Source organism: Halonatronum saccharophilum DSM 13868, assembly GCF_000517025.1.
Classification (GTDB): Bacteria; Bacillota; Halanaerobiia; order Halobacteroidales; family Halobacteroidaceae; genus Halonatronum; species Halonatronum saccharophilum.
In genome coordinates this window covers 246,496-254,916 of record NZ_KI912091.1, presented here as the reverse complement: position 1 = coordinate 254,916, position 8,421 = coordinate 246,496, and the positions used below count along the sequence as shown (strand labels likewise).

General features: G+C 35.4%; 12 protein-coding genes and 1 riboswitch. All 12 genes read right to left on the bottom strand.

Going from position 1 to position 8,421, the window contains the following annotated elements:
- Positions 1–1,386: F0F1 ATP synthase subunit alpha (atpA, locus tag HALSAC_RS0101430; protein WP_027338773.1), on the bottom strand; the 1,386-nt coding region annotated here is incomplete at its 3' end.
- Complete coding sequence (gene atpH / locus HALSAC_RS0101425; protein ID WP_027338772.1) at positions 1,376–1,951, bottom strand: ATP synthase F1 subunit delta; 576 nt, start codon at positions 1,949–1,951, stop codon at positions 1,376–1,378. The genes atpA and atpH, both read right to left, overlap by 11 nt.
- On the bottom strand, positions 1,948–2,448 hold the full coding sequence (gene atpF / locus HALSAC_RS0101420) for a F0F1 ATP synthase subunit B (protein ID WP_027338771.1): 501 nt from the start codon (positions 2,446–2,448) through the stop codon (positions 1,948–1,950). The genes atpH and atpF overlap by 4 nt, the downstream gene beginning before the upstream one ends.
- Positions 2,449–2,559: 111 nt before the next feature.
- On the bottom strand, positions 2,560–2,820 hold the full coding sequence (gene atpE, locus HALSAC_RS0101415) for an ATP synthase F0 subunit C (RefSeq protein WP_027338770.1): 261 nt from the start codon (positions 2,818–2,820) through the stop codon (positions 2,560–2,562).
- A 34-nt stretch (positions 2,821–2,854) separates the two neighbouring features.
- Positions 2,855–3,412, bottom strand: coding sequence for an ATP synthase F0 subunit C (gene atpE, locus HALSAC_RS0101410; protein ID WP_027338769.1), 558 nt, complete (start codon positions 3,410–3,412; stop codon positions 2,855–2,857).
- A gap of 30 nt (positions 3,413–3,442) precedes the next feature.
- Complete coding sequence (gene atpB / locus HALSAC_RS0101405) at positions 3,443–4,162, bottom strand: F0F1 ATP synthase subunit A (protein WP_027338768.1); 720 nt, start codon at positions 4,160–4,162, stop codon at positions 3,443–3,445.
- 4 nt (positions 4,163–4,166) lie between these two features.
- Entirely contained in the window at positions 4,167–4,565 is a 399-nt protein-coding gene (locus HALSAC_RS0101400) for an ATP synthase subunit I (RefSeq protein ID WP_027338767.1), read from the bottom strand.
- Between the two features lie 2 nt (positions 4,566–4,567).
- Entirely contained in the window at positions 4,568–4,789 is a 222-nt protein-coding gene (locus HALSAC_RS0101395; RefSeq protein WP_027338766.1) for an AtpZ/AtpI family protein, read from the bottom strand.
- A 117-nt stretch (positions 4,790–4,906) separates the two neighbouring features.
- Positions 4,907–5,034, bottom strand: a riboswitch (cyclic di-AMP (ydaO/yuaA leader).
- A 102-nt stretch (positions 5,035–5,136) separates the two neighbouring features.
- Complete coding sequence (locus tag HALSAC_RS0101390) at positions 5,137–6,156, bottom strand: glycosyltransferase family 4 protein (RefSeq protein ID WP_035571039.1); 1,020 nt, start codon at positions 6,154–6,156, stop codon at positions 5,137–5,139.
- A gap of 82 nt (positions 6,157–6,238) precedes the next feature.
- On the bottom strand, positions 6,239–6,679 hold the full coding sequence (locus tag HALSAC_RS0101385; RefSeq protein WP_027338764.1) for a deoxycytidylate deaminase: 441 nt from the start codon (positions 6,677–6,679) through the stop codon (positions 6,239–6,241).
- Between the two features lie 277 nt (positions 6,680–6,956).
- On the bottom strand, positions 6,957–8,231 hold the full coding sequence (locus tag HALSAC_RS0101380) for a cation:proton antiporter (protein WP_027338763.1): 1,275 nt from the start codon (positions 8,229–8,231) through the stop codon (positions 6,957–6,959).
- A partial coding sequence (locus HALSAC_RS0101375) for a CBS domain-containing protein (protein WP_027338762.1) occupies positions 8,212–8,421 on the bottom strand: 210 nt, incomplete at its 5' end. The genes HALSAC_RS0101375 and HALSAC_RS0101380, both read right to left, overlap by 20 nt.

Genomic DNA, 8,421 nt, shown 5'->3' with positions numbered 1-8,421 from the left:
CTTCAATAATTCTCTCTCAAATTTCTTTATATCTCCAATATCAACACCATCTAAATAACCATTAGTTACTGCATAGATAATGATGATTTGATCTTCAACATCTAATAATTCAGTCTCACCTTGCTTTAAAACCTCAACAACCCTTTCACCACGGGCCAACTTCTTTTGCGTTGATTCATCTAAATCAGAACCAAACTGAGCAAAGGCTTCAAGTTCACGATACTGAGACATATCCAACTTTAAGGTTCCCGCTACAGATTTCATTGCTTTAATCTGTGCATTACCCCCTACCCTAGAAACCGATAAACCTACATTAACTGCTGGTCTTACACCAGAGTAAAATAATTCACTCTCTAAGAATATCTGTCCATCAGTAATAGAGATTACATTGGTTGGAATATAAGCAGAGATATCTCCTGCTTGAGTTTCGATTATAGGTAGAGCTGTTAAAGAACCTGCACCTAAATCGTCATTTAACTTAGCAGCTCTCTCTAGTAATCTAGAGTGTAAGTAGAAAACATCACCTGGATAAGCCTCACGCCCTGGTGGTCTTCTCAATAATAAAGACATTTCACGATAAGCAACCGCATGTCTTGATAGGTCATCATAAACTACTAAAACATCTTGTCCATCATACATAAACCCTTCTCCAATTGCACAACCAGCATAAGGAGCTAAGTACTGCAATGGAGCTGGATCACTAGCTGATGCAGATACTACAGTTGTATAATCTAAAGCTCCACTCTCCTCTAGCTTATTAACAATTTGAGCAACAGTCGAAGACTTCTGTCCAATTGCTACATAAATACAAGCAACATCCTTACCCTTTTGATTAATAATAGTATCGATACCAATAGCTGTCTTACCAGTCTGACGGTCACCGATTATCAACTCACGTTGGCCCTTTCCAATTGGAACCATAGAATCTATAGCCTTTATACCTGTCTGTAAAGGTTCCTCTACAGGTTGACGAGCTACAATTCCTGGTGCTTCCGATTCAACAGCACGACTTTCTTTAGTATTGATTGGCCCTTTACCATCAATAGGTTCTCCTAAGGCATTAACAACACGCCCTTTTAACTCTTCACCAATTGGTACTTGAACTACCTCATTGGTTCTATGTACAGTATCTCCTTCTTCAATCTTAGACTCATCACCTAAGATAACACAACCTATACTATTTTCTTCTAGGTTTAAGGCCATACCATAAACACCACTATCAAACTCTAACAACTCTCCGGCCATAGCTCCCTCTAAACCATAAATTTTAGAGATACCATCACCAACATTAAGAACAGTACCTACACCTTTAGTCTCTAACTCTACACCATAATTCTTAATCTCTTTTTTGATTATAGAGCTAATCTCTTCTGCTCTAAGATTCATTAGTTTTCACCCCTAACTTACTTACTTCAAGACTTTTAAGCTTGTTCTCTAGTCTCTCTAAGCTATTTAATATACTTCCATCGATTACTTTGTTACCCACTTTCAACATTAAGCCACCAAGTAACTCCTCTTTGACCTTTAAAGAAAGAACTACATCTTTACTAGTAAGCTCTTCTAATTTATCTTTTAACTTATCTTTATCTTCTGAGCTTAATTCAACAGCCGAGGTAACTTCCACCTCTAATCTGCCTAATTCTACATCTAATAATCTTTTATATCCAAAATAGATAGAACTTAAAAGGTCTTCCCTCCCCTTATCAATTAGGAGGTTAATTAAATTTATTAAGTTATTAGATAATTTCCCTTCAAACACATTAAGCAACAACTCTTTTTTATTACCATTAGTCAACTTAGGATTTCTCAATAAGTTGTTAAACTCTTCATTAGATTTGATTAGATCATTAATAAACTCTAATTGACCTAAATATCCCTCTAACTTACCTTCTTGCTTTGCTAGATCAAATAAGGCTTGAGCATACCTTTCCCCAACTTGGTTAAAGATCATTGTATTTCACCCAACTTATCCTTATCTAACTTACTGATAAAGGCATCAATACTATCTTTTTGTACCTCTTTATTAATGGACTTCTCTAATAACTCTTTAGTCATCTGAATAGATATACTAGCTACTTCATCCTTTAGGCTTTCAATTGCTTGTTCTTTGGCCCGACGGATCTCCTTTTCAGCCCTTTCTAGTTTAGAGTTAGCCTCCACCTTAGCTTCATTAATTATATCTTCTTTGGTTCTTTGAGCTCGGCGTCTACTATCCTCAACTATCTCTTGAGCTTCACGCTTAGCATCCTCTATCCTCTTTTGATACTCTTGCTTTAACCTTTCTGCTTCTTCCTCACGACTTTTGGCCCCTTCTATCTTATTAGAGATACTCTCAGACCTTTCATTCATAAAGTTTGTAATAGGCTCAAATAAGAAACGTCGTAAGACCAAATATATTATTATAAAGTTAATTATTTGTAAAAAGAAATTAGCATTTAAATCGATCACTACTCCTTACCTCCTCTCAAAGACAACTTTAACTTAACTACCTTAGCATCTTAATAATTAGGAGGAGAAGATACTAAATAGAAGATCTTCAACCTCCTGCAGTAAAAAAACTTATCCTAATAAACCAATAAGCGGATTAGCAAATAGTAAGATTAAAGCAATTACTAAGCCATAAATACCTGTTGTCTCTGCAACTGCTGCACCTAGTAACATAACCCTAACAATGTCACCTTGAGCCTCAGGTTGCTTCCCAACAGCTTCAGCACCCTTTCCTGCCGCAAATCCCTGTCCAATACCAGCACCAATTCCTGCTATCATTGCCAATCCTGCACCTATAGCTGATGCAGCTAAAACTAAAGCTTGATCACTCATCTTAATTCCTCCTTTTAATTTTAAATTCTTAATCTTATAATAAAGCAAATAACGGGTTAGCAAATAATAAAATCAACGCAATTACCAAAGCATAAATCCCTGTTGTCTGACCAACAGCTTGCCCTAGTAACATAACCTTCACAACTACATTCTGATACTCTGGCCTTTGGCCAACACGTTCAGCACCTTTTCCTGCTGCAAATCCTTGACCAATTCCAGGGCCAATTCCTGCTATCATAGCTAAACCTGCTCCTAAAACAGACGCTGCAACAACAATAGCAGCTGCTTCATTCCCAACCAAAGGATTTGCATAAAGCAAAATTAGAGCCACAACTAAAGAGAATATCCCTGAAGTCTCAGCAACAGCTGAACCAAGCAACATTACTAAAGTAACATTACCACTATTCTCCTGGTTATCTCCAACAGCTTCAGCACCTTTTCCTGCTGCAAATCCTTGTCCAATACCTGGACCAATTCCTGCTATCATAGCAAATCCTGCACTTATAGCAGTTGCAGCCAATATTACAGCTCTTGGGCTGAAACCATCTAACCAGTCAAATAAAAAGATAATTATATTTCCTATTTCATCCATATAACCCCTCCTTCCTTAACCTTAACCTCTTTACTCCATCTCAACTGAAATATATGTCATCGTCAACATTGTAAAGATAAAGGCCTGCAAAACACCTGCAAAAACATCAAAATAAAGGCTTGCAAATGCTGGTACTGCAATTGTAATCACATTATAAATCAGCCCCATAATAACGACTCCACCTATCATATTACCGAAGAGACGAAAAGATAGAGATACAGGATCCGCTAAGGAACCAATTACATTCAAAGGAGCTAAGAAAGGCATTGGTTCAAAGTAACTTTTTAAATAAGCTCCTATCCCTTTGGCCTTTATACCAAAGAAATGAATATTAAAGAAGGTAATTGCAGCTAATGCAAAAGTAGTATTTAAGTCTGCAGTTGGTGTATAGAGATTAAACAAATCTCTACCTGGAATAATACCAACTAAATTAGCAATCCCCAAATATAAGACCAATGTTCCTATGTAAGGAACAAACTGTTTCATCCCTGGCCCCATTGCACCTTCAACCAAAGAATCAATTCCTTGCACCAGCCCTTCCATAGCATTTTGCAAACTGAATGCTTCTGGCTCCTCTTTTAAATTTCTTGTAGCCAAAAAGGAGATTAGAAATAACACAGCCATTATTACCCAAGTAGTCGTTACTGTAGAGGTAACTTCTAGCTCTCCTACTGTGAACATAACTTGAGGCTCAAAAGCTGCCGGATCTGGTGAAGTTAAAGGTAAGAATAATCTACGCAATAATTCCATCTATTCAACTTACCTCCTTTCTAGAAAACTTCCTTTTTAAAGGGTAAAGATTAAAAACATTAATTACTAAAATTACAACCTTCACACTCAACATACCTACTATTGTAGTTAAGATATTTACATCAGGTCGTTTTAAAGCTATGTAAAACACAAGAAACCATAAGATATACCTTATGATATATTGGATAAAAGCATAGAAGCCTGCCTTAGTAGGCTCTAGCTTAACCGCCTTTTGTAAAGACAATGATAATAAATGAAAATTTATTACTCCTATTAAAGATCCTATGAAAATACCATAAGCGCTCCTTAAGTCAAAAAATATTAACATCAATAATATCAAAACTATATTCAAAAGAGCTACTCCCTTTAAAACCAAAATCTTTGTTTCTTTTACTTCTTTCATACTTATCCCTTCCTATCTTCTCCACTCATAATCAAACGATAACTACTCCTAAACCCCACAAAAACTCCTAACAGAGTAAATATAGCCAAAAATAAAACTCTAGTACCAACCACTGAATCTAATTTATTACCAGCCCATACTCCAGCAATTATAGGAAGAATAATTGCTATTCCTACTTGGGATAATAAAGTCAATGCTTTTAAAATACCAATTTTGTCTCTCATAAATATTTCTCCTTAATTAGCGTTTACACCTTCTTAATTTTCTCATTTATTTATTTATTTATACATAAAAACCACAGGAAAATTAGATACACCTGTGGCTAGTTAGACTTCATCCTCCCCTATATTCACAAGTGCTTACGAGGTTAGCTGACGGATTCGGGTAGAGGACACCCTACTAATTTTTAAATTAGATTCACCCCAAAATTTGGTTCCCCCGCTCTATTTAGATTAGGCAGACTATTAAATTTCCTTCTCATTATACTATAATCAACCATTAATGTAAAGTATAATAATAATTTTAGTTATTTAATTAACAATCTTCGTCCAAAAAAAGCTATAAGCCACACTCACTTATAGCTTTTTCTATAATTATCAACATCAAACAACTTCAACTTACAAATTCCAATAACCATAAACCCAACAGAGCTAAGAACTAAAAATAATGTTTCTGCTAAGTTCGCTCCACTTATCCCTATTGCAACCATACCTAAAAAGACACAAATTAAATAAACAATAAAAACAGCTTCAACCTGACTTAGTCCTAAATCAAGTAATTTATGGTGTAAGTGACCTTTATCTGCTTCAAAGATAGGTTTTCCTGATAATTTTCTTCTTAAAATAGCAAATAAAGCATCAAAGATCGGTACTCCTAAAGCTAAAGTAGGAATCAGCAGCGTCCAAAAAGTTACAGTCTTTAAAGTTCCAGTTATTGAGATCACAGCTAACATAAAACCTAAAAACATACTACCGGTATCCCCCATGAATATCTGCGCTGGGTTAAAATTATACCTTAAGAAACCTAAAGTACCACCTACTAAAGCTAGAGTTAAAATTAAAGTAAAAGTCTGACCTTGTTGCAAAGCAAAGATTGCTAAAGTAATAGAAGCAATTATTGTAACCCCACCAGCCAAACCATCCATTCCATCTATTAAATTGATAATATTAATAACCCCAATTAACCAAAATAGAGTTATTGGTATAGATAGAAGACCTAAATAATACATACCTCCAAAGGGATTACTGATAAATTGTATTCTAATTCCAAGAAGGATTACAACTAATGATATAATAATTTGGCCCAAAAGCTTCCAAGAAGCTCGTAGCTCATATAAGTCATCTAAAAGTCCCAATATTACAATTAAAGTTCCTCCAACAATTACACCTAAAAATTTATGACTAAGCCCCATTAAAACTAGAGCAACAACTACACCAAAATAGATAGCCAAACCACCTAAGCTAGGGATAGGCTCACGATTAATTCTACGCTTATTAGGATAATCTACAGCACCTAATCTAAAAGCTAATCGCTTAACAAAAGGTGTCATTAGATAACTTCCCATCAAAGCAATTAACATAGGATATATCATCTTATCCACCTCTTTCTAAAATTAAAGTCTATCCCTATTCTATGGTTATAGCTCCCTATTGTCAATGTAGATTATAATCATATTATCCAATCTCTTCTAAGGAGATTCCTGCCTCTCCAAACATACCTAAAGCCAACGGATCTGGATAAGATCCTCTAAAAACAACCCGCTTTATACCTGCATTTATTATCATCTTAGTACAAAGAATACAAGGTTGATGAGTGCAATAAAGTGTAGCCTCTTTAATAGAACTTCCATGTAATGCAGCCTGAATAATAGCATTCTGCTCAGCATGAAGGCCTCGACATAATTCATGCCTTTCACCTGATGGTACATTATTCTTCTCTCTTAAACAACCCGTCTCTTTACAATGCTTTAATCCACTTGGAGCCCCATTGTACCCAGTTGCTAACACTCGTTTATCTTTGACAATTAAAGCCCCTACCTTTCTTCTTAGACAGGTTGATCTCTTAGCCGTAACCTCTGTCATCTCCATAAAATACTCATCCCATAATGGCCTCATAGTATCACTCCTTTTACTTTGATATGAAACAGTATAGTAATAAAGTGTCACTTTCGTGCCACTAGTAATGGGTAATGAGTGAAGAGTAATGAGTAAAGTCAAAATTTCAAAACCTCTTATAAGTCTTAGGTGACAAAGGGGTTTCTGTTTTTTTAAGGTTTTACCCATTACTCATTACTGATTACTCATCACCAGTAATAAAGTGACGCTTTATTACTATACAACTTCACTTCTCCTTTCTAAAAAGACCACACCTCTCCACTCACCAATAGCCATTTTACTCAACCTCACCTACCTGCTCAAGAGCCCACTTACTAATAGGCGGCCCAAAGACCTCAGTTAGTATACTTGTAAATAATATGATGTTAAAGATCAACAGAGCAACCTCTGGCGCATCACCAAAGTCATATCTGAAGGTATAAGCCAAAGCTATAGCGACACCACTTTGAAATAATAAAGCAGGGCCAATATAATTTTTAACCTTCTCCTCAGATCTACCAATACTACCTCCTAAGTAAGCTCCTCCAGCCTTACCAATAGAACGAACTAAAGTATATACTACAACAATAATTATAAACTCCCATGATAAGATAGCAAATATCTGCATCTTTACCCCAGCTAAGATAAAGAATACAGCATATAATGGTATAGTTAATACCTCCATTATTTCTGATATACCTAAATTTTTCTTAGCAAAGTTTCTATAAGCAAAACCTATGGCCATATTGGCCAATAAAGGGGATAAAGTAAAATAAGCAGCTCCTGCATAGGTTCCTACCACTGTAGCTAAAATTGTCATCGTCTTCGTTGCTTTAGAATCTAGATCTACTATATACCTTTGAGATATATAACCGACTGCTAATCCTAAGAGGATTGACCCTCCTATCTCTAGAAAAGGGAATAAAAATAAATTGAGCAAGGATATAGACCCACCATTATAATTTACTATTGCTAAAGGTCTAACCAGACTAAAGATCACTAATGCTAAGGCTTCACCCACACCAACAACGACCATAATCATAGAAGTAAGTAAACCCTTTGCATTATACTCCTCTAAGAGCATAACTGTAGGAGCTGGAGCTGTGGCTGTGGCAATAGCCCCTAATATAAGTCCGATGTGCAGGGGGTACCCCAAAGCAAGGATAGCAAAAATAACTAATAAAAAGGTTGCTATCCCCTGTAATATTACAATCCAGAATATCTCCTTTTCAAACTTTTTTAATATTTTAAGTGATAGTTCAGTTCCAATAGTAAAGGCTATAAAAGCTAAAGCCAAATCAGCAAAATAATTTAAGTTTTCTATAGTATACATATACCATTCCTTGGTACTTTGAGATAAAAAAGGTATACTTGTAACAATATCAAAACTTAGTAGTATTCCTAAAACCACATAGCCTACTATACTTGGAATCTTAATCTGTTTACTGATAAGTAAAATAATAAGACCCAATACTAATAATCCACCTACCACATACAGCGTCCTATCATTAGCTTGATTGACAATCATCCAGTCCTTAAGCTCATTAAGATCTTTAATCCCTTCTAGATTCATCCCCTTCTTCTCCTACCTCCAATAAATAATATAATAGATCTGCCCTTGATATATATCCTCTCAGTTTATCTTCTTTATTTACTACATAAAGGTATGACTCCTTATTCTTTATTATAATACTAGCCATATCATCCATACTCTCATCTTCTTTTACAGATATAACCTTCTTCGACATATAGTCTTTGACTTT